Origin of the sequence: Sphingobium sp. BYY-5 (assembly GCF_022758885.1) — a bacterium.
Taxonomy (GTDB): domain Bacteria; phylum Pseudomonadota; class Alphaproteobacteria; order Sphingomonadales; family Sphingomonadaceae; genus Sphingobium.
Window position 1 is genome coordinate 1,959,844 of record NZ_JALEBH010000001.1, and the last position, 24,074, is coordinate 1,983,917.

Genomic DNA, 24,074 nt, shown 5'->3' on the forward strand with positions numbered 1-24,074 from the left:
TACCTTCTTCCCTCCGCCGAGTCAGCGCCGGTCCCTGACCTTCATCGACGGCGCCAGTTCGTTGGCGCCGATCCGCACGGGATCGTCGGTGAAGTTGGCGACGAAGGTCGATCCCCGCTCCAGCCCCGGCACGAAGCCTGCCTTGTTGCCCTCGATCACCAGCCCGGCGCTGCCATGTTCGCGGCCTTCCGGCGCCACGGTGATGAAGGCGGACCAGTTGTCCTTGTCCCTGCCCTGCACCATTTCATTGCCGCTGATGACGCCGCTCGCGCCGTTCGACAGGTCGATCATATAGTTGGTGAGATGCCCGCCGCTGTCGTCGAAACTGTTGCCGGTGATGGTGACGCGCGCCGTGCGGGTCTTGAGATAATGGCCGCCCTCGCCCTGGTCGAAGCGGCTGTTGGTGACGCTCAGGCTGGCGAGGCGGCCGATATAGATGCCGTGCGCACAGTCGAGATCGCGGTCGCAGCGGCCAAGTTTGCGGAAGGTCGACTTGTCGATCACCACCTGCCCGCCATCATAATCGCCGGTAAGTATGCCTTCCTCGCTGTTGCGGAACAGGCTGTTGCTGACGGTGAGGTTGCCGCTTTCCAGCCGGATGCCCGCGCCATTGCCGTCAGGCACGCGGATATTCTGGAAGATGACGCCCTCCACCCGGCTGGACCGGCCGCGCAGCACCAGCGCCGCCTTGCCCTCGCACGCCGCGCCGTCGAAGATCACCGTGCCGGGGGTCGCGGCGCGGATGGTGACATCGCCGCCCTGCTGCACCGCGCATTGCCGATAGCTGCCCGGCGCCACCACCACCGTCCCGCGCCCGTCGCCGATCGCGCCAAGCGCATCGCCCAGCGTGCCATAGGGGCGCCCGGTTTCGGCGACGGTGAAGGCGGCGGGCGTCCCTTGCGCCAGCGCGGCGGCGCTGATCGCGATGGAGGTGAGGAGACTGGTGGAGATCAGGCGCATGGCCGGACCTTAAGGGGCCGCGCCATGGGGGCCAAGGGCCGTGACAGGCCGAAAAAGGCGGCACATGCCCCGTTACGAGACAGGCCATGACGGCAAAAGGGGGCGCCGCATCCCATGCAACGCCCCTTTTTGGACTTCAGCAGCGCCGCTTCACTTGGCGCATTTGATGAACTTGCCCTTGGCATCCTTGCATGGCGCTTTCTTGACCATGGCCGTTTTGGTTGTCGCGCATTTGATGAATTTGCCATGGGCGTCACGACAGGGCGCGGCCATGGCGGGCGTGGCGACCAGCGCAACGGCCGCGATCAAAGCAGGAAAAATACGCATTGCAGGCTCTCCTTCCGATTGATGCCTGCACCATGCCACCCTCCATATGTCCGGCAGATGGGCGGAACATGAACAATCGGTAGGGAAAGATCGCAGCGCATGGCCGATTGGAGGGCGACAGGGTCACAACCGCGTCACGGCGGCGAAGTTCACACCGTTGCAGGGCCGTGTTTCCGGGCGAAAACAAGGCATAATGCGCCGGTAAAGCGCCGCTGCGGCGACAGGCACGCGCCGGTCGGGTCACAGCGACGCGCCGGAGACGCGACAGGTATGCGACTGCCACGCGCCACCCGCGCATCAGCGACGCGCCGGTTGGGTCACTGTCTGGGCGGGATCGGCGGCGAAGGGATCGGCAAGGCGTTGCGCATGGAGCGCGAGCGCCCCGGCCCATGTCCGGTCGAACGGCGTGCCCACCAGGCGGCGGCGCAGGCGATGCGCGCTGGCGCGCGACATGCCGGCGGCGCGGGCGGCCTGCGTGACATTGCCGGTGGCGAGCAGCGTGGCGAGAAAGAGCCGCTGCCTGTCCGGCGTCCAGCGGGCACGATCGGTGAAGGCAGGCGCGTCGGGCGCGGGCGGATTGGGGGTGGGGTGCTGGTCCATCTATGAGGATAGATCAGAGGAAATCCTATTTTGGAAGGGAATAGGATTTGGGGGTTGGGGTGGGGGAGGTGCGCCGTTAGGTGTTTGATCCCACAGTTTGATGGTGCGATCCTTTCGTTGGAATGGAAGGAAGCATTATGGGGCAAGTACGTCACGGGAGCGCCACGACCACGCACGCCGTCCGAGCAGCAATACAGCGATCGCAGGCTTCGCTCGCGACGCTGAGCCGGGAGCTTGGGATCAACCCCAAGACGGTGGCGAAGTGGCGCAAGCGGACGACGGTCAATGATCTGAAGACCGGGCCGAAGGCCCCTCATTCCACAACCATGACCGAGGCGGAGGAGGCGATGGTTGTCGCATTCCGGCGACACACGCTGCTGCCGCTGGACGACTGTCTCTATGCGTTGCAGCCATCGATCCCGCATCTGACCCGCTCAGCGCTGCATCGGTGCCTGCAGCGACACGGCATCTCTCGTCTGCCCGACATCGAGGGCGACAAGCCCAAACGTCAACGCTTCAAACGCTATCCAATCGGGTTCTTCCACATCGATATTGCCGAGGTGCAAACTGCCAAGGCAGGGACTGTCAGGAATTCCGTGTGTGGGCGGGCATAATGGGTAAGAAGGAGACCCTGTATGCCTCGACGCAAGGAGCCGGCGATCCCGGCTGATTTACTCGATCAACTCTTGGCCGGCAGCGATGCCGCCAGTGCGCTCCAGCAGGGCGGCCTGCTGGATTCATTGAAGAAGGCGCTGGCCGAACGGGCGCTCAACGCCGAGATGGATTACCACCTTGGCGATGCCCCGCAGGTCGGGAACAGCCGCAATGGCTATGGCCGCAAGACGGTGGTGACGGACACCGGCAAGATCGAGATCGAGGTGCCGCGCGATCGTCATGCCAGCTTTGATCCGCAACTGATCGCCAAGTACCAGCGCCGGTTTCCGGGCTTCGACGACAAGATCGTCTCGATGTATGCGCGCGGCATGAGCACACGGGAGATCGTCGGGCACTTGCGCGATCTGTACGGTATCGACGTCTCGCCGGACCTGATCTCGACGGTGACCGACGCCGTGCTCGAAGAGGTCGCCGCCTGGCAGGCCCGACCGCTCGATCCGGCCTATCCGCTGGTTTTCTTCGACGCGATCCGGGTCAAGATCCGTGACGAAGGTCTGGTCCGCAACAAGGCTATCCACATCGCGCTGGGCGTGCGTGCCGATGGCGGCAAGGTCGTCCTGGGCCTGTGGATCGAGCAGAACGAGGGCGCCAAATTCTGGCTGCGGGTGATGAACGAGCTGAGGAACCGCGGTGTTGAGGACATCATGCTGGCCGTCGTAGACGGCCTGAAGGGCTTTCCAGAGGCCATCACCGCCGTGTTCCCCGAGGCGATCGTCCAAACCTGCATCGTCCACCTGCTGCGCAACTCGATGGACTTCGTGTCGTGGAAGGATCGCAAGGCGCTCGCTGGTGCACTGAAGACCGTCTACCGCGCCACCGATGCCATCGCTGCCGAGGAGGCCCTGACAGCCTTCGAGGCCGGCGAATGGGGTCGGCGCTATCCTGCGATCGGCCAGAGCTGGCGCCGTGCATGGGCCGAGGTTATCCCGTTCTTTGCCTTCCCCGACGAGGTCCGCCGCATCGTTTATACGACAAACGCCATCGAGGCGTTGAATGCCCAGCTTCGACGGGCGGTCAGGGCCAGGGGGCACTTTCCCAGCGACGATTCAGCGACCAAGCTGCTCTATCTGATCTTGAACCGATCCGAGAAAGAGTGGAAAATGCCGCCACGTGAGTGGTCCATGGCCAAGGCCCAGTTCGCCGTGCTGTTCGGAGAACGCTTCATCAAGGCCATGGCAGCGTAATGTTCAACCGCCCGCCCACACACGGAATTCCTGACAGTCCCCCGAAGGCAAGCTCTACCTGTTCGTCGGCATCGACCGCACCAGCAAGTTCGCGGTCACTCAACTCGTCGAGAAGGCCGACAGGCGAACGGCCTGGGAGTTTCTCGAACATCTGCTGAAAGCCGTGCCCTATCGCATCCACACCATCCTGACCGACAACGGCATCCAGTTCGCCGACCAGCCGCGCAATCGGAACACCGCCTTCTCGCGCCAGATGCGCTTCGACATGATCTGCGAGGCGAACGATATCGAGCATCGCCTCACCAAGCCGAACCACCCATGGACCAACGGGCAGGTCGAACGGATGAACCGCACCATCAAGGACGCAACCGTCAAACGCTTCCACTACGAGAGCCACGAGCAGCTACGCACACACCTCGCCGACTTCATCGCTGCCTACAATTTCGCCCGCAGGCTCAAGACCCTCAGCGGCCTCACTCCCTACGAATATATCGCCAAGATATGGACTTCAGAGCCAGATCGATTCATCCTCAATCCGATCCACCAGATGCCGGGACTGAACACCTAGCCAGCGGCAGTCGGCGCACAAATAGCAACTTTGCCACCCCGAAACAGTCCGCAATCGGCCAGTAGCGCCCATAGCAATAACCTGCCCCCCTTGCTCATCCCCCCTTCTCCGAAAGAAAAGGGTAAGCCGTATCATTAATCCAGATTCGGCCGCAAATAGCGCTCCGCCGTGTCCAGATCGATCCCCCGCCGCTGGGCATAATCTTCCAACTGATCGCGCCCGACCCGCGCCACGCCGAAATATTCCGCCTGGGCGTGGCCGAAATAGAAGCCGCTGACCGCCGCCGTCGGCAGCATGGCGAAACTCTCGGTCAGGGTCGCGCCGGTGGCGTGATGCGCGTCCAGCATGTCGAACAGGATGGGTTTCAGGCTATGTTCCGGGCAGGCCGGATAGCCCGGCGCCGGACGGATGCCGCGATATTGCTCGCGGATCAGCGCCTCGTTGGTGAGTTGCTCGCCCTCCGCATAGCCCCACAAGGCCGTGCGGACATAATGGTGCAGCCGCTCGGCGAAGGCTTCGGCGAGGCGGTCGGCCAGCGCCTTGAGCAATATGTCCGAATAATCGTCGATGGCGTTCTTGAAGCGGGCCAGATGCGGTTCGATGCCGTGGATCGACACGGCGAAACCGCCCATCCAGTCGCCGTCATGGCTGATGAAGTCGGCGAGGCACATATTGGCCCGGCCTTCCCGCTTCTGGATCTGCTGGCGCAGCATCGGCAGGGTATAGTGCTTCTCGTCCTCGACATGGACGATGATGTCGTCGCCTTCGCGGCGGCAGGGCCACAGGCCTGCGACGCCGCGCGCGGTCAGCCATTTGTCGTTGACGATCTTGTCGAGCATCTTCTGCGCGTCGGCGAAGAGGCTGGTCGCGCTTTCGCCCACGATGTCGTCCTCCAAGATCGCGGGATAATTGCCCGCTAGTTCCCAGGCGCGGAAGAAGGGCGTCCAGTCGATAAACTGGACCAGATCGTTCAAGTCCCAGTCGGGAAAGCGATGGACGCCGGGCAGGCGCGGGCGCGGGGCCTTGAGACTCTCATCGATCTCGAAGCCGTTGGCGCGGGCATCCGCGATCGGCACCAGCGCGCTTTGCCCCTTATTGGCGCGGGCGACGCGGACATGCTCATAATCATCCTTGGTCTTTTGGACGAAATCGGTCTTCTGCGTTTCGGAAACCAGCGCGGTCGCCACGCCCACGGCGCGGCTGGCGTCCAGCACATGGACCACCGGCCCGGTGAAGGCCGGGTCGATGCGCAGCGCGGTATGGACGCGCGAGGTGGTCGCCCCGCCGATCAGCAGCGGCATGGTCATGTTGGCGCGCTGCATTTCGACGGCCACCGTCACCATCTCATCCAGCGAGGGGGTGATGAGGCCGGACAGGCCGATCATGTCGGCGTCATTCTCGTTCGCGGCCTTGATGATGTCCTGCCAGGGCACCATCACGCCCATGTCGATCACCTCGAAGCCGTTGCACTGAAGCACGACGCCGACGATATTCTTGCCGATGTCATGGACGTCGCCCTTGACCGTGGCCATGATGATCTTGCCCTTGCCCTTGGCGCCGGGTTCCTTGGCGGCCTCGATATAGGGGAGGAGATGGGCGACCGCCTTCTTCATGACGCGGGCGGATTTGACGACCTGGGGCAGGAACATCTTGCCCGCGCCGAACAGGTCGCCGACGACATTCATGCCGTCCATCAACGGCCCTTCGATCACCTGGATCGGCTTTTCGGCGGCGAGGCGGCATTCCTCCGTATCCTCGACCACATACATGTCGATGCCCTTGACCAGCGCATGTTCCAGCCGCTTGGCGACCGGCCAGCCGCGCCATTCCTGCGCCGCCTTTTCCGATACCGCATCCTTGCCGCGATAGCTTTCGGCCAGCGTGACGAGACGGTCGCCCGCTTCGGGATCGCGGTTCAGCAGCACATCCTCGCACGCGGTGCGCAGCGCGGGGTCGATCGCGTCATAGACGTCGAGCTGGCCCGCATTGACGATCGCCATGTCGAGGCCGGCGGGGATGGCGTGATAGAGGAAGACCGAGTGCATCGCGCGGCGCACCGGCTCGTTGCCGCGGAAGGAGAAGGAGAAGTTCGACAGGCCGCCCGAGATATGGACGTGCGGGCAGCGCTTCTTGATCTCCCGGCACGCCTCTATGAAGTCGACGCCGTAATTATTGTGCTCCTCGATCCCCGTCGCCACCGCGAAGATATTGGGGTCGAAGATGATGTCCTCAGGCGGGAAACCGATCGTCATCAGCAGCTTGTAGGCGCGCTCGCAAATCTCGACCTTGCGGGCCTGGGTGTCGGCCTGCCCGGTCTCGTCAAAGGCCATGATGACCGCCGCCGCGCCATAGGCCATGCAGAGCCTGGCATGATGCAGGAAGGCCTCCTCGCCCTCCTTCATGCTGATCGAGTTCACGATCGGCTTGCCCGACACGCATTTCAGGCCGGCTTCGATGACTTCCCATTTGGAGCTGTCGATCATCACCGGCACGCGGCTGATGTCCGGTTCCGACGTCATCAGCTTGAGGAAGGTGGTCATCGCCTCGACCGCGTCGAGCAGCCCCTCGTCCATGTTGACGTCGACGATCTGCGCGCCATTCTCCACCTGCTCACGCGCGATGTCGATCGCGGCGGCATAGTCACCCGCCATGATGAGCTTCTTGAACTTGGCCGAACCGGTGACGTTGGTGCGCTCGCCGATATTGACGAAGGTGGCGGTGGTTTGGGTGGTCATCGATCTCTTCCAAAAATCCTCCCCCTTAGGGGGAGGGGGACCATGCCGCAGGCATGGTGGAGGGGTATCACGCTATCGAGGGGGCGACACCCCTCCGTCTGGCTTCGCCAGCCACCTCCCCTTCCAGGGGAGGATGAACCTAGGCCGCGATGTGCATCGGTTCGAGACCCGCGAGGCGCGTCACGACCTGCAGCTCCGGCACCACACGCGGCTTGTGGCCGTCGAGCGCCTTCGCCACCGCGCCGATATGCGCGGGGGTGGTGCCGCAGCAGCCCCCGACCATGTTGACCAGCCCTTCATCGACCCATTGGCGGATCAGGCGCGCCGTGGTTTCGGGCAGCTCGTCATATTGGCCGAGTTCATTGGGCAACCCCGCATTGGGATAGGCCAGGATCAGCGTGTCGGCATTCTTCGACAATTCGCTGAGATACGGCCGCAGCAGGTCCGCGCCAAAAGCGCAGTTCACGCCGATAGTCAGCGGCTTGAGGTGCCGCAGGGAGTACCAGAAGGCGTTGATCGTATGGCCCGACAGGTTGCGGCCCGACATGTCGGTGATGGTGAAGCTCAGCATCAGCGGCACCGAGCGGCCCGCCGCTTCCTCCGCCTCACGCGCGGCCATGCCCGCGGCCTTGGCGTTGAGCGTGTCGAAGCAGGTCTCGATCAGCAGGAAATCCACGCCTCCCGCGATAAGGGCCTCGCACTGCTCGCGATAATCGGCCTTGAGCGTGTCATAATCGACCTCGCGATAGGCGGGATCGTTGACGTCGGGGGAGATGGACAGAGTCTTGTTCGTCGGCCCGATCGATCCGCAGACGAAGCGGGGCTTGCCGTCCTTCGCGGTGGCTTTCTCGCACGCGCTGCGGGCCAGCTTTGCCGCCGCGATGTTGATGTCCCACACCAGATGCTCGCAGCCATAGTCGGCCATGGCGATCTTGGTCGAGCTGAAGGTGTTGGTCTCGATCATGTCCGCGCCCGCCTCCAGATAGGCGGCATGGATGCCCTCGACGATGTCCGGGCGGGTCAGGCAGAGCAGGTCGTTATTGCCCTTCTGGTCCTTCGCCAGGTCCAGGTCGCCGCGATAATCGGCTTCGGTCAGGCCATGTTTCTGGATCGACGTGCCATATCCGCCGTCGAAGATCAGGATCTTTTCGGCAGCGAGTTTGCGGAGTTGTTCTTCGGCGGTCATTTGCTCCCTCTCCCCGTTCGGTTCGAGCTTGTCGAGAACCCTCGCGCAACCGGTTCTCGACAAGCTCGAACCGAACGGAGGGGGGTGATCCGTATCAGGCGTCCACCGCTACCTTGGGCCTTAAACCCAGCAGATGGCATATCGCATAGCTATGTTCCGCCCGGTTGAGCGTATAGAAATGGAAGTCGCGCACGCCGCCTTCATAGAGTTTGCGGCACAGTTCGGCCGCAACGGTCGCTGATACGAGCTGGCGCGTGGCGGGATGATCGTCCAGTCCTTCGAACAGGCGCGCCATCCATTGCGGCACATCGGTATTGCACATGGCGGCCATGCGCTGGGTCGCGGCGAAATTGCCGACCGGCATGATGCCCGGCACGATGTCGGCGCTGATCCCCGCCGCCGCCGTCTTGTCGAGAAAGCGGAAATAGGCTTCGGGCGAGAAGAAGAATTGCGTGATCGCGCGGGTCGCCCCGGCGTCCAGCTTGCGCTTGAGGTTATCGAGATCGCTCTGCGCGCTCGCCGCTTCGGGATGCACTTCGGGATAGGCGGACACCGAAATCTCGAACGGGTGACGCTTCATCAACCCGTCGACCAGATCGGCCGCGCCGCTATAGCCTTGCGGATGTGGCTCGAAATGGCCGCCTGCTTCGGGCGGATCGCCGCGCAGCGCGACGATATGACGCACGCCCGCCTCCCAATAGGCGTCTGCTATCTCCGCTATCTCATCCTTGCTCGCGGCAACACAGGTCAGGTGCGCGGCGGCGGCGAGCGGCGTTTCCCGCGCAATCCGGGCGACCGTGGCATGGGTGCGTTCGCGCGTGGAGCCGCCAGCGCCATAGGTGACGGACACGAATTTCGGCGCCAGTGGCGTCAGCGTCTCGATCGCCGACCAGAGCTGCGCTTCCATCTTCTCCGTCTTGGGCGGGAAAAATTCGAAGCTGACATGGCAGTCGCCCGCAAGATCCGCATAGAGCGGTGCGGCGGGATCATTCAGGGTCATGCGGAAATCCGTCCTTCGATAGGCAGGATGCGCGCGCCCCGGCGCCGTCCCAGCCAGAGTTGCACCGTCAGTTCCTGGCCGGGCAGCGTTTCCACCCCCTCCAGGTCGAGGCCCGCGGCCGCGAACCAGCTTTCGATCTGCTCATCGGCAAAGCCCAGGCGCGCATGTTGGTCGCGTGTCCGCAGCTCTTCCCGTTCATGCGCCGCGAAATCGGCGATCAGCACCCGCCCATTGACCGCCGTCACCCGCGCGGCCTCCGCGATCACCGCGCCGGGCGCCTGCGCATAATGCAGCACTTGATGCAGCACCACCGTATCGACGCTGCCCGGCTCCAGCGGCAGATCCAGGAAATCGCCCAGCAACAGCGCATATTTGTCGCCGCCAGCCTGCGGCAACTTGGCGCGGGCGAGGCGCAGCATATCGGGGCTGCGATCAAGAGCGGTCACTTGATCGGCATCATCGCCGAACAATTCGATCATCCGGCCGGTGCCGGTGCCGATGTCGAGCAGATGGCCGATCGGCTCGCGCGCCAGCAGCGCCCGCATGGCCCCCTCCACCTGCGCTTCGGGCACATGGAGCGATCGGATCGCGTCCCATTCCTCGGCATGTTCGGCAAAATAGGCCTCGGCCGCGCTGGCGCGATCGGCCCGCACCGCCGCCAGCCGCGCCAGGTCCGCCGCCTGCCACAATTTTTCGCTGTCGGACGGGGTCAGACGATCGAACAGGTCCAGGAAGGGGACGACCTCCGCCCCCTTGCCCAGGCGCAGGAAGACCCAGTTGCCCTCTTTGCGCCGTTCGACCAGTCCGGCCTCGGCCAGGATGCGGACATGGCGCGACACGCGCGGTTGGCTCTGCCCCACGACCTGCGCAATCTCGCCCACGGCCAGTTCCATCGCCCGCAGCAAATGGACGATCCGCAGGCGCGTCGGATCTCCCAATGCGCGAAAAATATCGAGGGCGGACAACATGGAACAATCATATAAAGAAATCTTTATATGCGTCAATGCTCCTCATTTCTGTCATCGGAAAGGCTAAACTGATAGCCTAACCGCCCGCTTTTGCACGATTGGGATTGCCTTGCTCATTCCAAAGCATTACGAATCGCGACGCAGGCGCAATAGGGGGTGAGCTTTTCTCCGAGAGTGGTCTGCATCTTTTTTTTCTCAGAGAGGGGTTGTTGCCCATGTCCAAGTCGATTGCTCTTTCGCTCGTTCTCGCTGCTTCGCTCGGCCTGGCCGCTTGCACGGGTGGCCATGAAAATGCTGCGAACAACGCCGCCAACGTGGCCGAGAACGCTTCGAACGCTGCCGACAACGCCATGAACGCCGCGCTGAACGCTGCCGACAACGCCGCGAACGCTGCTTCGAACGTGACCAACAACGCGACGAACGCGCTGTAAGTCCCGTTTCAGGGAAGATTTCGGGAAAGGGCCGCACCGGCAACGGTGCGGCCCTTTTTCATTGGGAGATGGTGGATAGGCCTGAATATCCTCCCCGAGGGGATTATTGCGAAATTCACCGATCGGCAAAAAGCCATCGTCATTCCCGCGCAGGCAGGAATCCATCTCCCAACCGATCCCGTTGATGCAAGGCCGGGGGATGGATCCCCGCCTGCGCGGGGATGACGAAAGAAATAGGTAGAGCCGATTTTTGCAACGATCTCCTGCAAGGGGAGGATTTTACGGGAGGCGTGGATGAAAGCGCAGATGCTATGGCTTCCAGTCCTGCTCAGCCTGACGGGTTGCGGATCGGGATCGGACGATGGTGTCGGCGGCGTTCGTGCCGGCGAAGCGCGCGCCCTGAATGAAGCCGCCGCCATGCTCGACGCGCAGGCCGGAACCGCGCTGGGCAGCAATGCGGGGTTGAATCCGGCCGCCAGGGCCGCGGCAGCCGCCAATCGCGGGCGCATCATGCCCGCCTCCCCCGCAAACGAAACGGACGCACGATAAAGGGCCGCCTCTTTCGGGGCGGCCCTTCATGTCCTGGTCCAGCCGTTGGGGCTTAGCAGTTGCGATCGATCGCCCGGCCAGCCAGGGCGCCGACACCCGCGCCGAGGATGGCGCCGGTGGTGCCATCGCCACGGCCGTAACGGCCCGAACCCTTGCCGACTTCGTTACCGAGCAGACCACCGGCGATAGCGCCGATGATGGTGCCGCCGGTGCCGTTATCCCGGCAGCGATAGCCGCCGCGATAGCCGCCGCGATAGCCGCCACGATAGCCGCGATAATAACCATCGCCGCGATAGCCACGATCCCCGCGCCAGCCGCGATCGCCACGGTAGCCGCGATCACCACGATAATAATCGCCACGGTCATAACCGCGATAATAGCCGTCACGGGCCATGGCCGGGGTTGCGGTCACGGCAAGGGAGGCTGCGCCCATCGCCAGAGCGGCTCCCATATTCACAAGAAACTTCATCTTCATGGCGTTGCTCCTCCAAAAGCCATCATCATGGGCGAAGGTCCGAACAAGACGGGATTCGCCATCGATTGACGTCCTTATGAGCGATTCGCCTTGAGCTAAGGCTGAATGGGCCTGTCAGCCGCCGTTCACCTGCGAACGGCTGGCCACTGCTTTGCTGCGCCCTGCCGGATTATCCCTTATGGCGGGCGGCAATGACGCGAATCCTGATCGTGCTGGCGCTTGCCATCCTGCTGCTGCCGGCCCCGCCCTCGAGCAAACCGGAAACCGTACACCCCGGCGCCTTGCTGGTAACGGCGCGGCCGCTGGCGCTCAGCAGCATCGATCCTGCGCTGCGCCACGCGGGCGACCTTTCCTATCTGGGCGGCTGGGAATTGCGCAGCAACAACTCCGGCTTCGGCGGCATTTCCGCCCTGCTCGCCTCCGCTTCCGGCGACATTCTGGGCCTCAGCGATTCCGGCATATTGATGGGCTTCCACGTCGGGGACGGTCAGGCGCAGCGGCGTCCGTTCATCGCGCCGTTGCCCGTGCGCCCGCAGGACCGCCATCGGCCCTGGTGGGCCTGGGATTCCGAATCCATCGCCCACGACCCGGCAAGCGACCGTTATTGGGTGGGGTTCGAACTGCAGCAGGCCATCTGCCGCTATTCCCCCGGCTTCGCGCATGTCGAGGGCTGCCGGACCTGGCCGGAAATCGCCGCCTGGCCCAAGACCGGTTCGATCGAATCCCTGGCGCGCCTGCCCGACGGGCGATTCCTGGCGATCGGGGAAATGGGAATGACGCCGGATGGCCGGCATGAGGTGCTGCTCTTCCCCGGCGACCCGGCCGACCATGATACGGCCAATCCCATCCATCTGCGCTATGCGCCGCCCCAAGGCTATCGGCCCACCGATGCGGTGATGCTGGATGCGCGGCACCTGCTGGTGCTCAACCGGCGGCTAACATTGCAGGAACTGTTCACCGCGACCATCGCCATTGTCGATCTGCCGGATCGGCTGGAACCCGGCACCCTGCTCAAGGCCCGCACCCTCGCCCGGCTCGCGCCGCCTCTGCTGGCCGACAATTTCGAGGGGATGGCCGTCACCCACGAGAAGGGACGGCCGATCATCTGGATCATATCCGACGACAATCACGAATTTTTCCAGCGCACCCTGCTGCTGAAATTCGGATTGCCGGGCTGACCCCACTCCGTTCGTGCTGCGTGGTCGCAATGGACCGATGCTTCGATACGGGCCTTCGACTTCGCTCAGTCCCTACTCAGCACGAACGGAGGGGGAGTGATATAAAGGCATGACGCAAAAAAGCGGCCCGGTTAGGGGCCGCTTCTAATGCCGAAACGAATCGAAGAGAATCAGGCTGCGACGGCAGCCTTCTTCTTGGTGATGTCGCGCTTCAGGCGACGCGCCTTCAGCGACAGCTTGTCGTCGCTGGTCTTCAGCAGCCAGTTGTCCAGGCCGCCATTATGCTCGACCGAGCGCAGACCATGGGTCGACACGCGCAGCTTGACGGTGGTCTCCAGCGATTCAGAGATCAGCGACACGTTCTGCAGGTTGGGCAGGAACACACGCTTGGTCTTGTTATTGGCGTGGGAAACATTGTGACCCACCTGGCGGCCCTTGCCGGTCAGCTCGCAAATGCGCGACATAGTCAATCAACCTTTGAATTCGGGTTCGTTCGGAAAGCCGCGCCGATAGCGGGATTCCCCTGGGCCGTCAACCCACCGCGAGGCAGAGTCACAACCCGTTATCGGCATGGCATGTTGAGACGCTGCCTAACCCAAAGCCGATGGAAATGCGAATCATTGACGAGCTGCGGGTGATGATCCTGATCCTTTCGCCTTCGCGCGCCATCCTGTAACGGCAGGACATGGCCCCGCCCTTTCCCCTGCCCGCCCCCATGCGCCGCGCGCTCGACCTGGCCCGCGCGGCCGAGTCGGCGGGCGAAGTGCCGATCGGCGCGGTGGTGACGAAGGACGGCGCCATCATCGGCGAGGGCGAGAATCGCAACCGGCGTGACAATGATCCCACCGCCCATGCCGAAATCGTGGCGATGCGCGCGGCGGCGGCCCATCTGGGCGACTTCCGCCTCACCGGCTGCGACCTGTGGGTCACGCTGGAACCCTGCCCCATGTGCGCGGGCGCCATCTCCCACGCGCGCATCGCGCGCCTCTATTATGCCGCGGCCGATCCCAAGGGCGGCGCGGTCGAGCAAGGGCCGCGCCTCTTCACCCAGCCGCAATGCCTGCACCGGCCGGAGGTTTATGGCGGCATCGCCGAGGCCGAAGCCTCAGCGCTGTTGCGCGATTTTTTCCTGGCCCGGCGCTGAATAGGCAATCCGGTAGAGCTGATAGGGCAAGGTCATGCCGGTTTTGAGCGGGACCGGGACCAGCCAGGCGGGCCGATCGCCCCGCATCAGGTCGGCATAGAAACCGTCGGGGCTGCGCGACTGATAGATAGTGCCTTCGGGGAAATTGGGACAGACCAGCAGATAGGTGGCGTGATGCTTCGCCGCGATCGCGCGGAAACCGCTCGCCGGGCCGTCAAAGGCATGGTGGATATCCAGGATCGTCGCGCCGTTGCGATGATAGGGACCGGCCAGCGCGCTATGATGCGTGGTAGCCAGGATGCGCGGCCCCAGATCGACCATGGTGAAGATGGTTGCAGCGGGCAGTTGGTCCAACTGCTCCAGCGCCGGCAGCGTGCGGCAACGGCCATTGGCTTTCTTGATCGCATCGTTGCGCGCAATGGCGGACGGCCGCCACGGCTTGGGCCTGGTGCCGGTCGCCTGCTGATAGAGAGTCACCACCTGCGGATAGAGCGGATAGGCGAAGGCGGTAGCCGCCAGCAGCGCCACGCCCGCCCCCGCCGCGATCCGCACCCGGCGCGTGCCCGTCAGCACCGCCGCGACCAGCCGATGCGCGGCCCAGGCGGCGGGTGGGATCGCCAGCAATTGCGCCGCCGGCCCGGCGCGGAGCTGCCAGAACAGCAGGGCGGTGGAAAAGAGCATCATCAGCCCCACCGTCGCCCAGGCCCAGAGCCGTTCCGTATCGCGCCGCGAATCCCACAGCGCCCAGAGAAGGCCGACCAGCCCCGCCACCGGCAGCGCCAGCAACGGCACCACCATGCTCTGCGCTTGCGCGGTGATGGGCTTTGCCTCACGGATATTGGCGAGCCAGAGCCGCTGCAATTCAGGCGAGATCTGATAGGGGCTGAGGCATTGGGGCCAGTGCAGCCAGAAGAAGAGCGCGACCGCGCCCCCCATCACGGCGCCCGCCGCCAGCCGCGCCGGCCAGCCGCGCAGGGGAAGCAGCGACAGGATCACCATGCCCGCGCCCGCCGCGCCGAACACCGACACCCAGATGGGCGACAGCGCGTCACAGACCATGGCCCGGTTGGCATAGCTAGCGAAGAGCAGGTAGAGGAGCGAGGTCGCCCCCGCCAGGCTAAGCGCATAGGGCAGCATCCGCCGCTCCGCGCCCGGACGGAACACCCAGCGCAGCGCGATCAGGCCGCCGCCCGCCGCCAGATAGACGATCATCTCCATGCCGATCGCGATGGAGAGTGCGCTGCTGATCCCGGCCATCAGCCCGCCGCGCAGCCGGTTGGTGTCGATCACCCCCGCCAGCGTGGTCAGCGCCAGCGCCAGTTGCCAGCCATGATGGTCGATCCGCATCGGCGCATACATGCCCAGCCCCATCTGCGCGACGAGTGGCGCGAGCGCGGCGAAGAACCAGCCGTTCGGCCCAGCCAACCGTCGCCCGATGAAACCCAAGCTCAGCATCAGCAGCAAGAGTGGCAACAGCGGCGCGATGCCGCAGGCCAGCCGGTCCGCCAGCCCCTGATCCACGAAGGCACGGAAGAAGAGCATCAGCCCGGCGATCGGCAGGTCGACGATACGCGACCAGTGAATGTCCGCCCCGCCCGGCGGGTCGAGCCGATATTGGCGCAGGTCGTACCAGCCCTGCCCCGCCAGCCAGTCCTTCACCTGGACATAGCGGATATTATCGTCGGTATCGCTCAGCACCAGCCAGTGGATGGCGGGCCAGCGCGTCACCACGAAACTGACGACGATGATGATCCAGAGGAGGAAGGTGAGCCATTTCCAGTGCCGCGCTGCGTGGACGGACAGGAAGGTTGCCCATCGGCAGGCGCTGGCGCGCAGGGTTTCGCCGCTATGCAAGGTCATGGGCGTGGATTAGACGCTCCACATCAAAGCGCAACGGGGCCTTATGAAAATCCTCTCTCGCCTTTCGCCGGAACATCGGGCGCTGTTCTGGCAGATCGTCCGCTATGGCCTGACCGGCCTGTTCGTCACCGCCTGCCAGGCGGCGATCTACTGGTGCCTTGCCGCGCTGGCGGGGCTGCATGTCCAACTCGCCAATCTGATCGGTTATGGCGCAGCGGTCTGTATCGGCTATGTCTCGCACAGCGCCTTCACCTTCCGCGATCAGGCGCAGGGCGACGGCCATGCCGCGCGCGGCGCGAAATTCGTCGCGGTGTCGCTGGTCAGCTATGCGCTCAATGCCCTGTGGGTCTGGCTGTGCGTCACCCATATCGGCTGGCCCGCATGGTCGCCTATCCCGGCGATGCTGTTCGTCACGCCGGCGATCGTCTTCCTGCTCAACCGGAAATGGGTGTTTCGGTGAGATCAGAAAATCCTCCCCTGTAAGGGGAGGGGGACCAGCGAAGCTGGTGGAGGGGTGTTCCGCCATCGTGAGGGCACACCCCTCCGTCAGGCGCTACGCGCCTGCCACCTCCCCTTACAGGGGAGGATTATCGTGACTGTGCGCCAGCAGCGCGTCCGGGCGCGCCAGCACCACCAACGGCAAACCGGCCTCCGCCGCGCGCTCGGCCGCCAGCCGCGTGGGCGCGGAAATGGTGACGAGCAGCGGGCAATCGGCCAGCACCGCCTTCTCCACCAACTCATAGGAGCAGCGGGAAGACAGCAGCGCGAAGCCGCCGTCCCAGCCCGCCCCCATCCGCCGCATCGCGCCGATCAGCTTGTCGAAAGCGTTGTGCCGCCCGACATCCTCGCGCGCCAGACGGATCGCCCCGTCCGCGTCCACCCAGGCGGCGGCATGGGCAGCGCCGGTGGCGGCATTCAAGGGTTGATGATCGCGCAATTCGTCCAGCGCCCGGAAGATCGCCACCCGGTCCGCCCGCGACATGGCCCTGACGCGCGGCAGAGGCCGAATCGCCTGCTCCAGATTCTCGATCCCGCACAGGCCGCAGGAGGAATCCGACGCCCGATGCCGCACCCGATCCAGCAAGGCGTCGCTGCGATGCGGCGGCAGCGTGGCGCGGGCGACGATCCCCGCGCCCGTATCATGCACATCGATGTCGAGCAATGCATCCTCGCGCGTCACCAGCCGCTCGGCCAGGCTGAAGCCCTGCACCAGGTCGCTCATGTCGGTCGGCGTCGCCATCAGCACGGCATAGCCCGCGCCATTATATTCGATCGCGACCGGCACCTCTTCCGCCAGCGGGCGATCGACCGTCTCCGCCCCGCCGTCGGGCGTCAGGCGGGTGAAGCGCAGCGTGGCGCTGCCTTTGCTCAAGCCGCGATCCGGCGGACGGCGGCGGCGGCGATGGGGGACAGGGCATCGGGTCTTTCCACCGCCAGCGCCACGATGCGCGCGCGCATATGCGGGTCCCAGAAGCTGGCGATATGGTCGGCGGTGGCGGCCACCGCCTCACCCTCGCCCTGGGCCGCCAGGTTCCGTGCAATCTGGTTCGCCATGTAGATCAGCCGATCGCCGGTCGACATGACTTCATTCTCATTGCTCATGCCCGCAATCCTATTCGGCTGCTTCCAGCGGCGCAATGCGTCGGCTCCGGCGCGCCTGGCTGGCATAATCCTGCTGCCAGTCGCTGGGACCGTTCGACGCCATCACCTGCACCGCCGTCACCTTATATTCCGGGCAATTGGTGGCCCAGTCCGAATAGTCGGTGGTGATGACGTTGGCCTGCGTTTCGGGATGGTGGAAGGTCGTGTAGACCACGCCAGGCGCCACCCGCTCGGTAATCGACGCGCGCAGCGTCGTCTCCCCCGCCCGGCTGCGCAGCGTCACCCAGTCGCCATCCTTGAGGCCGCGATTTTCCGCGTCGCTCGGATGAATCTCCAGCCGATCCTCCGGATGCCAGGCGGTGTTGGCCGTCCGCCGGGTCTGCGCGCCGACATTATAATGGGACAGGATACGCCCCGTAGTCAGCAGCAGCGGGAAGCGCGGCCCGGTCTTCTCGTCGGTGGGCACATAGTCGGTGACGACGAACTTGCCCTTCCCCCGCACGAAACCGTCGATATGCATGGTCGGCGTGCCGTCGGGCGCGGCGGCGTTGGCCGGCCATTGCAGTGACCCTTCCGCCTCCAGCCGGTCATAATGGACGCCCGCGAAAGTCGGGGTGAGCGCCGCGATCTCGTCCATGATTTCGGACGGATGGCTGTAGGTCCAGTTGAGGCCCATGGCGTTCGCCACCAGTTGCACGATCTCCCAATCGGCATGGCCATTGAGCGGGGCCATCACCTTGCGCACGCGCTGAATGCGGCGTTCGGCATTGGTGAAGGTGCCGTCCTTCTCCAGGAAGGTCGAACCGGGCAGGAAGATATGCGCGTAATTGGCGGTTTCGTTGAGGAACAGGTCCTGCACCACCACGCATTCCATCGCGGCGAGGCCCGCCGCGACATGATGGGTATTGGGATCGGACTGGAGGATATCCTCCCCCTGCACGAACAGCCCCTTGAACGTGCCGTCGGTCGCCGCGTCGAGCATGTTGGGAATGCGCAGGCCCGGCTCGGCGTCCAGCGTCACGCCCCATTCCCGCTCGAACAGGGCGCGGGTGGCGTCGTCCGATACATGGCGATAGCCTGAAAATTCATGCGGGAAGCTGCCCATGTCGCAGGCACCCTGGACATTATTCTGGCCCCGCAGCGGGTTCACGCCCACACCCTCACGCCCGATATTGCCGGTCGCCATGGCGAGGTTGGCGATCGCCATGACGGTCGAGGAGCCTTGCGAATGCTCGGTGACGCCGAGGCCATAGTAGATCGCCGCGTTGCCGCCGGTGGCGTAGAGCCGGGCGGCGGCGCGGACGTCATCCGCCCTCACGCCCGTAAGCGGCTCGATCGCTTCGGGCGAGCGTGCAGGTTCCGACACGAAATCGGCCCAGTCCATGAACTCATCCCAGTCGCAGCGTTCGCGAATGAAAGTCTCGTCATAGAGCTTCTCGGTCACGATCACATGGGCGAAGGCGGTCAGCATCGCGACGTTGGTGCCGGGCCGCAACGGCAGATGATGCTCCGCCTCGACATGGGGCGATTTCACCAGATCGGTCCGGCGCGGGTCCATGACGATCAGCTTCGCCCCCTCCCGCAGCCGCCGCTTCATTCGCGACGCGAAGACCGGATGGCCGTCGGTCGGGTTGGCGCCGATGACGAGGATCACGTCCGACTGCATCACGCTGTCGAAATCCTGCGTGCCCGCGGAGGTGCCGAAAGTCGTCTTCAGCCCATAGCCGGTCGGCGAGTGGCAGACGCGCGCGCAGGTATCGACATTATTATTGCCGAAGCCCTGCCGGATCAGCTTCTGGACCAGGAACGTCTCCTCATTGGTGCAGCGGCTGGAGGTGATGCCACCGATGCTGCGCGTCCCATATGTCGCCTGGATACGGCGGAACTCGGACGCGGTGTAGGCGATCGCCTCCTCCCACGACACTTCGCGCCACGGTTCGCTGACCGAGGCGCGGATCATGGGATTGAGGATGCGGTCCTGATGCTGGGCATAGCCCCAGGCGAAGCGGCCCTTGACGCAGCTATGGCCGCGATTGGCCTTGCCTTCCTTCCACGGCACCATGCGCACCAGTTCCTCGCCGCGCATTTCCGCGCGGAAGGTGCAACCGACGCCGCAATAGGCGCAGGTGGTGACAATGGCGCGGTCGGGCGTGCCGGTTTCGACGACCTTCTTTTCGATCAGGCTGGCGGTCGGGCAGGCCTGCACGCACGCGCCGCAGGACACGCATTCGGACCCCAGGAAATCCTCGCCCTGCGACGGCGAGACTTTCGATTCGAAGCCCTTATTCTCGATCGTCAGCGCGAAGGTGCCCTGCACTTCCTCGCAGGCGCGCACGCAGCGCGAACAGACAATGCACTTGCTGGGATCGAAGTCGAAATAGGGGTTCGACTGGTCTTTCGCCTGCCCCATATTGGTCGCGCCGTCATAGCCGTAGCGGACATCGCGCAGGCCCACTGCGCCTGCCTGATCCTGTAATTCGCAATCACCATTGGCGGCGCAGGTCAGGCAGTCGAGCGGATGGTCGGAGATATAGAGTTCCATCACCCCGCGCCGCAATTGTTTGAGGCGATCAGTCTGGGTGCGGACCACCATGCCTTCGGCCACCGGCGTGGTGCAGGAGGCGGGATAGCCGTTGCGCCCCTCCACCTCGACCAGGCAGAGGCGGCACGACCCGAAACTTTCCACGCTGTCGGTGGCGCACAGCTTCGGGATGGACCCGCCCGTCAGCGACGCGGCGCGCATGATGCTGGTGCCTTCGGGCAAAGTGACGCTCTGGCCGTCGATGGTGAGGGTGACGGACTTGCCGGTGGTGATGGCCGGCGGCGTGCCATGATCGGTTTCGCGGGAGAAGCTCATGCCGCAGCCTCCTTGATGGGCGCATTCGCGCCGAAATCCTCTGGAAAATAGTCGAGCGCGCTCAGCACCGGATAGGGGGTGAAGCCCCCCAGCGCACAGAGAGAGCCATATTTCATCGTATCGGCGAGGTCGCGCAGGAGCGTGGTCTGCGCCTCGATCGACACGTCGATCCGGTCGGGCGCGCGGGAGTAGAGTGCCTTATCGAGATAGCTTCCCTGCCCGTCATGCTGACGAAAGTCAGCATCCAGGGCGGCACCATCCAACATTGCGCCAAGGGACTCTGGATCCTGACTTTCGTCAGGATGACGAAGGGGAATGGCCGGCCGCGCCGATATGATCCGGTCCATGATCTCCACCCCGCGCGTCGATCCGATACGGCAAGGCGTACACTTGCCGCAGCTTTCCGCCGCGCAGAATTCCATGGCGAAACGCGCCATATGCGCCATGTCGACGCTATCGTCGAAGACGGTGATCCCGGCATGGCCGATGAGGCCGCCCGCCTGCGCGAAGGCTTCATAGTCGAACGGTAGATGGAACATCGACGGCGGGAAATAGGCGCCCAGCGGCCCGCCCACCTGCACTGCCCGCACCGGCCGCCCGTTGGCGGTGCCGCCGCCGATTTCGTTCACCAGTTCGCCCAGCGTGATGCCGAAGCCGATCTCGTACAGTCCGCCATGCTTGACGTTGCCCGCCAGTTGCACCGGCATCGTCCCGCGCGACCGGCCGAAACCGACCGCCGCATAAGCCTCCGCCCCCTCGGCAAGAATGAACGGCACGGCGGCCAGCGACAGCACATTGTTGATGACGGTCGGTCGGCCGAACAGCCCTTGCAACGCGGGCAAAGGCGGCTTGGCGCGCACCTGCCCGCGCTTGCCCTCGATACTGTCGAGCAGCGCCGTTTCCTCGCCACAGACATAGGCACCTGCGCCCTCTCGCACCTCCAGCGTGAAGGGCGCGATCCGATGCGCCGACGCCTCGATCGCGGCGCGCATGGTCGCGATCGCAAAGGGATATTCGGAGCGGACATAGATATAGCCATGGCCCGCGCCGACCGCATGGGCCGCGATCGCCATCCCCTCGATCAGGCAAAAGGGATCGCCCTCCATCAGCATCCGGTCGGCGAAGGTGCCGCTGTCGCCCTCATCGGCGTTGCAGACGATGAACTTGTCTCCGGCCGGCGCATCCAGCACCGTCTGCCATTTGATCCCGGTCGGGAAGCCCGCCCCACCGCGCCCGCGCAAGCCCGACGCCTTGACCGCATCGACCACCTGCTGCGGGACAAGCGCCCGTGCCGTCTCCAGTCCCTTCCAGCCACCATGCGCCGTATAGTCGGCGAGGTTGAGTGGATCGATAACGCCGCAACGCGCGAAGGTGAAACGTTGCTGGCTGGCGAAGAAGGACAGATCCTCGATCCGGCCCAGCCGATGCGGGTGGGTGCCGTCCAGCACCGCCGCGACATCGCCCGACCCGACCGGCCCGAAGCCGATCCGGCCGTCCGCCGTCTCCACCTCGACCAGCGGCTCGATGCTGAACAGCCCGCGCGATCCGGTGCGGACCACATCGCACCCCGCCGCCGCAAAGGCGCGCGCCACATCGTCCGCGCCCAGCGCGACCGACGCCATGTCGCGGCTGATGAACACCCGACTCATGCCGCCACCTCCAGCGCGATCCGATCCAGCGCGGCGCTGTCGATCCGCGCCACCGGCCGCCCGTCGACCAGAGCATTGGGGCCGATCGCGCACAGGCCAAGGCAATAGACCGGCTCCAGCGCCACCTGTCCGTCGGCGCGCGTCTCACCCATCGCCACGCCCAGCCGCCGCGCTGCCGCAGCCTCGATCGCCGCGCTGCCCCGCGCCTGGCAGCTTTCCGCGCGGCACAGCTTCACTACATGGCGGCCCGGCGGGACGCGGCGGAAGTCGTGATAGAAGGTGATGACGCCATGCACATCCGCGCGGCTGAGGTTCAGCGCCCTGGCAATCGCGGCCACCCACGCATCGTCGATATAGCCCGCCTCTTCCTGCATCGCATGGAGCAGCGGCAACAGCCGGTCCCGCGTCGCGCCGTGGCGTGCGGTCCAGGCGACAATAAACTCTTCCATTCTACCCTGCCTTTTGGCCTGCCTTATTTGGCCGATTTTATAGGCGATCCTGCGCCTGCACCGTCGCACGGTCAAATCGAAGCCGACGATGTTTGATAGACATATCCTATCAACTTGTCCGAAAACCGGGTGGAAGGCGCAACTCGCGCGCTACGCCCAGCACCGCCTGCGCCAGTGGTCCCATCGGCGCGCTGTCGGACACGATCACGCCGACCCGGCTGCCCTCCTCCATCTCCGGCAAGGGGCATGTCCGCGCCCAGGCCAGCCCCTTCAGCAAGGTCGCATGACTGTCCGGAATGATCGAGCAGAGCCGCCCCTGCTGCACCAACCCCAGCAGCGCGACATAGCTGTCCGCCGTCACCAGCGGCCGCAGCGCAAGCCCCCGCTCGGCCATTCGCGCGTCAAGGATACGCCGGTTCTGCATTCCCTGATGCAGCAGGCAGAGCGGCAATCGCGCGAGGTCCGTCCAGTCCAGCGGATCGGGGATCGGCACGCCGTCTATGGCGCTCACCAGCATCGTCCGCTCGACATAAAGAGGGACGGACAGCGCGTGAGCGGGCGGTTCGAAATCCAGATAGGTGAGGCCCGCGTCCAGCTCGAACGCCGCCAGTTCGCGTTCGATCTGGCGCGAGGTGAGCGCGCGCACGGACATATTGAGACCCGGATGCCGCTCCAGCATCGCTTCGGCCAGACACCCGATCGCGGGCATCGCCGCCGGGATCGCACCCAGCCGCAACTCGCCCTTTAGCGGCCCGCGCGCCGTTTCCGCCGCCTGCCCCAGCGCCTCGGCCGCTGCGACGAGCTGCCGCGCCCAGGGCAGGATCGCCTCTCCTTCCGCCGTCAGCCCGGCATATTTCCGGTCGCGCCGGATGAGCCGCTTGCCAAGCTGCGCCTCCAGCGTTGCGATGCCCGCCGACAGGGTAGGTTGCGACACATGGCAATGCGCCGCCGCCCGCGCGAAATGGCCTTCGCGTTCCAGCGCCAGGAAATATTCGACAAGGCGTGTCTGCATCGAAGCTGCTATAGTGCAGGCAGCCCCTTCTTTATAGAGGAGAGCTATCAAGGAGGCGCTTATGCGCAACGGACCGATATTGGGCGCGGTGCTGGCCGGGGGACGTTCCAGCCGCTTCGGCAGCGACAAGGCGCTGGCGCGCATGGCCGATGGGCGGACGTTGCTCGACCATGCGGTTGCGGGGCTGTCACCCCATGTGGCGGAGGTCGTGATCTGCGGACGCGAAGGCGGGCTGGCGGATCGGCCAGGGCCGGACCTGGGGCCATTGGGCGGCCTCAACGCCGCGCTACATCATGCGCTGCGCCACGATTTCGTCGGCGTGCTGACCACGGGCTGCGACATGCCCTTCTATCCGGCCGACCTGCCCGCCGCGCTGATCGGCGACGGCGCCGCGACAATCCTGCAAGGGCAGCAATTGCTCGGCTGGTGGCCGGCTGCATTGGCTGGTGAATTGGATGCCCATTTGGCCGAAGAGAATAGCCGGTCCATCTATGGCTGGATCGAACGGGTGAATGCGCGGGTGGTGGAGGTGCCGGGGCTGGTCCTGCCCAATATCAACCGGCCGGAGGATCTGGTGGATTTGCCAATATAACCCTTTTCCGAACGGACGTGGCTGGACCAAGCTGCAATGTCTATGACTTATCGCAATAAGCTCGTAGTTCCCC

General features: G+C 64.8%; 23 protein-coding genes and 2 pseudogenes. 9 read left to right on the plus strand and 16 right to left on the minus strand.

Annotated features, from left to right (window positions below):
- Nucleotides 1-21 precede the first annotated feature (21 nt).
- From MOK15_RS09380 to MOK15_RS09390, 3 genes are all read right to left on the minus strand, one after another.
- Entirely contained in the window at nt 22-960 is a 939-nt protein-coding gene (locus MOK15_RS09380) for a right-handed parallel beta-helix repeat-containing protein (protein WP_242931367.1), read from the minus strand.
- A gap of 150 nt (nt 961-1,110) precedes the next feature.
- Nucleotides 1,111-1,287 (minus strand): hypothetical protein, encoded by a 177-nt coding sequence (locus MOK15_RS09385; RefSeq protein WP_242931368.1) that lies wholly within the window; start codon nt 1,285-1,287, stop codon nt 1,111-1,113.
- A gap of 297 nt (nt 1,288-1,584) precedes the next feature.
- On the minus strand, nt 1,585-1,887 hold the full coding sequence (locus MOK15_RS09390) for a LysR family transcriptional regulator (RefSeq protein WP_242931369.1): 303 nt from the start codon (nt 1,885-1,887) through the stop codon (nt 1,585-1,587).
- Between the two features lie 137 nt (nt 1,888-2,024).
- Between MOK15_RS09390 and MOK15_RS09395 the strand changes: the two are divergent.
- The 3 genes and pseudogenes from MOK15_RS09395 to MOK15_RS09405 form a co-directional block, all read left to right on the plus strand.
- Nucleotides 2,025-2,462, plus strand: a pseudogene (locus tag MOK15_RS09395) (IS481 family transposase); the annotation flags it as partial.
- A gap of 60 nt (nt 2,463-2,522) precedes the next feature.
- Entirely contained in the window at nt 2,523-3,746 is a 1,224-nt protein-coding gene (locus MOK15_RS09400; protein ID WP_242929997.1) for an IS256 family transposase, read from the plus strand.
- 37 nt (nt 3,747-3,783) lie between these two features.
- A pseudogene (locus MOK15_RS09405) lies at nt 3,784-4,314 on the plus strand (integrase core domain-containing protein); the annotation flags it as partial.
- Nucleotides 4,315-4,448: 134 nt separating this feature from the next.
- On the opposite strand, the gene metH reads toward MOK15_RS09405, so the two are convergent.
- The 4 genes from metH to MOK15_RS09425 form a co-directional block, all read right to left on the minus strand.
- Nucleotides 4,449-7,049, minus strand: a complete 2,601-nt coding sequence (gene metH, locus MOK15_RS09410) for a methionine synthase (RefSeq protein ID WP_242931370.1) — start codon at nt 7,047-7,049, stop codon at nt 4,449-4,451.
- Between the two features lie 139 nt (nt 7,050-7,188).
- Nucleotides 7,189-8,235: a homocysteine S-methyltransferase family protein gene (locus tag MOK15_RS09415; RefSeq protein WP_242931371.1), complete on the minus strand. Its 1,047-nt coding sequence runs from the start codon at nt 8,233-8,235 to the stop codon at nt 7,189-7,191.
- Nucleotides 8,236-8,329: 94 nt separating this feature from the next.
- On the minus strand, nt 8,330-9,235 hold the full coding sequence (gene metF, locus MOK15_RS09420; protein ID WP_242931372.1) for a methylenetetrahydrofolate reductase: 906 nt from the start codon (nt 9,233-9,235) through the stop codon (nt 8,330-8,332).
- Nucleotides 9,232-10,203 carry a metalloregulator ArsR/SmtB family transcription factor gene (locus MOK15_RS09425; RefSeq protein WP_242931373.1) on the minus strand — a complete coding sequence of 324 codons (972 nt, stop codon included), beginning with the start codon at nt 10,201-10,203 and terminating at the stop codon, nt 9,232-9,234. Before MOK15_RS09425 ends, metF begins: the two co-directional genes overlap by 4 nt.
- 215 nt (nt 10,204-10,418) lie before the next feature.
- Here MOK15_RS09425 and MOK15_RS09430 point away from each other — a divergent pair, with 215 nt between their 5' ends.
- Nucleotides 10,419-10,634: a circumsporozoite protein gene (locus MOK15_RS09430; protein ID WP_242931374.1), complete on the plus strand. Its 216-nt coding sequence runs from the start codon at nt 10,419-10,421 to the stop codon at nt 10,632-10,634.
- A 294-nt stretch (nt 10,635-10,928) separates the two neighbouring features.
- On the plus strand, nt 10,929-11,183 hold the full coding sequence (locus MOK15_RS09435; protein ID WP_242931375.1) for a hypothetical protein: 255 nt from the start codon (nt 10,929-10,931) through the stop codon (nt 11,181-11,183).
- A 52-nt stretch (nt 11,184-11,235) separates the two neighbouring features.
- Here the strand turns inward: MOK15_RS09435 and MOK15_RS09440 are convergent, their stop codons facing one another.
- Nucleotides 11,236-11,658 carry a glycine zipper 2TM domain-containing protein gene (locus MOK15_RS09440; protein ID WP_242931376.1) on the minus strand — a complete coding sequence of 141 codons (423 nt, stop codon included), beginning with the start codon at nt 11,656-11,658 and terminating at the stop codon, nt 11,236-11,238.
- Between the two features lie 191 nt (nt 11,659-11,849).
- On the opposite strand from MOK15_RS09440, the gene MOK15_RS09445 reads away from it, so the two are divergent.
- Nucleotides 11,850-12,836 (plus strand): esterase-like activity of phytase family protein, encoded by a 987-nt coding sequence (locus MOK15_RS09445; protein ID WP_242931377.1) that lies wholly within the window; start codon nt 11,850-11,852, stop codon nt 12,834-12,836.
- Nucleotides 12,837-13,006: 170 nt separating this feature from the next.
- Here the strand turns inward: MOK15_RS09445 and rpmB are convergent, their stop codons facing one another.
- Nucleotides 13,007-13,300 (minus strand): 50S ribosomal protein L28, encoded by a 294-nt coding sequence (gene rpmB, locus MOK15_RS09450; protein ID WP_242931378.1) that lies wholly within the window; start codon nt 13,298-13,300, stop codon nt 13,007-13,009.
- A 221-nt stretch (nt 13,301-13,521) separates the two neighbouring features.
- On the opposite strand from rpmB, the gene MOK15_RS09455 reads away from it, so the two are divergent.
- On the plus strand, nt 13,522-13,980 hold the full coding sequence (locus MOK15_RS09455; protein ID WP_242931379.1) for a nucleoside deaminase: 459 nt from the start codon (nt 13,522-13,524) through the stop codon (nt 13,978-13,980).
- On the opposite strand, the gene MOK15_RS09460 is transcribed toward MOK15_RS09455, so the two are convergent.
- Nucleotides 13,942-15,840 (minus strand): hypothetical protein, encoded by a 1,899-nt coding sequence (locus MOK15_RS09460; RefSeq protein ID WP_242931380.1) that lies wholly within the window; start codon nt 15,838-15,840, stop codon nt 13,942-13,944. The genes MOK15_RS09455 and MOK15_RS09460 overlap by 39 nt on opposite strands.
- Before the next feature lie 43 nt (nt 15,841-15,883).
- Between MOK15_RS09460 and MOK15_RS09465 the strand changes: the two genes are divergently transcribed.
- Nucleotides 15,884-16,300 carry a GtrA family protein gene (locus MOK15_RS09465; RefSeq protein WP_242931381.1) on the plus strand — a complete coding sequence of 139 codons (417 nt, stop codon included), beginning with the start codon at nt 15,884-15,886 and terminating at the stop codon, nt 16,298-16,300.
- Between the two features lie 114 nt (nt 16,301-16,414).
- Here the strand turns inward: MOK15_RS09465 and fdhD are convergent, their stop codons facing one another.
- The 6 genes from fdhD to MOK15_RS09495 all read right to left on the minus strand — a co-directional run bounded on the left by fdhD (nt 16,415) and on the right by MOK15_RS09495 (nt 23,409).
- A complete protein-coding gene (gene fdhD, locus MOK15_RS09470; protein ID WP_242931382.1) occupies nt 16,415-17,212 on the minus strand; it encodes a formate dehydrogenase accessory sulfurtransferase FdhD in 798 nt (265 codons plus the stop codon).
- Nucleotides 17,209-17,442 (minus strand): formate dehydrogenase subunit delta, encoded by a 234-nt coding sequence (locus MOK15_RS09475; RefSeq protein WP_242931383.1) that lies wholly within the window; start codon nt 17,440-17,442, stop codon nt 17,209-17,211. The genes fdhD and MOK15_RS09475 overlap by 4 nt, the downstream gene beginning before the upstream one ends.
- Nucleotides 17,443-17,452: 10 nt before the next feature.
- Nucleotides 17,453-20,299: a formate dehydrogenase subunit alpha gene (gene fdhF, locus MOK15_RS09480; RefSeq protein ID WP_242931384.1), complete on the minus strand. Its 2,847-nt coding sequence runs from the start codon at nt 20,297-20,299 to the stop codon at nt 17,453-17,455.
- Complete coding sequence (locus MOK15_RS09485; protein ID WP_242931385.1) at nt 20,296-21,948, minus strand: NADH-ubiquinone oxidoreductase-F iron-sulfur binding region domain-containing protein; 1,653 nt, start codon at nt 21,946-21,948, stop codon at nt 20,296-20,298. Before MOK15_RS09485 ends, fdhF begins: the two co-directional genes overlap by 4 nt.
- On the minus strand, nt 21,945-22,397 hold the full coding sequence (locus tag MOK15_RS09490; RefSeq protein ID WP_242931386.1) for an NAD(P)H-dependent oxidoreductase subunit E: 453 nt from the start codon (nt 22,395-22,397) through the stop codon (nt 21,945-21,947). Before MOK15_RS09490 ends, MOK15_RS09485 begins: the two co-directional genes overlap by 4 nt.
- 109 nt (nt 22,398-22,506) lie before the next feature.
- Nucleotides 22,507-23,409: a LysR family transcriptional regulator gene (locus tag MOK15_RS09495; RefSeq protein ID WP_242931387.1), complete on the minus strand. Its 903-nt coding sequence runs from the start codon at nt 23,407-23,409 to the stop codon at nt 22,507-22,509.
- A gap of 61 nt (nt 23,410-23,470) precedes the next feature.
- Here MOK15_RS09495 and MOK15_RS09500 point away from each other — a divergent pair, with 61 nt between their 5' ends.
- Nucleotides 23,471-24,001, plus strand: a complete 531-nt coding sequence (locus MOK15_RS09500; protein ID WP_242931388.1) for a molybdenum cofactor guanylyltransferase — start codon at nt 23,471-23,473, stop codon at nt 23,999-24,001.
- The last annotated feature ends 73 nt before the right edge of the window (nt 24,002-24,074 follow it).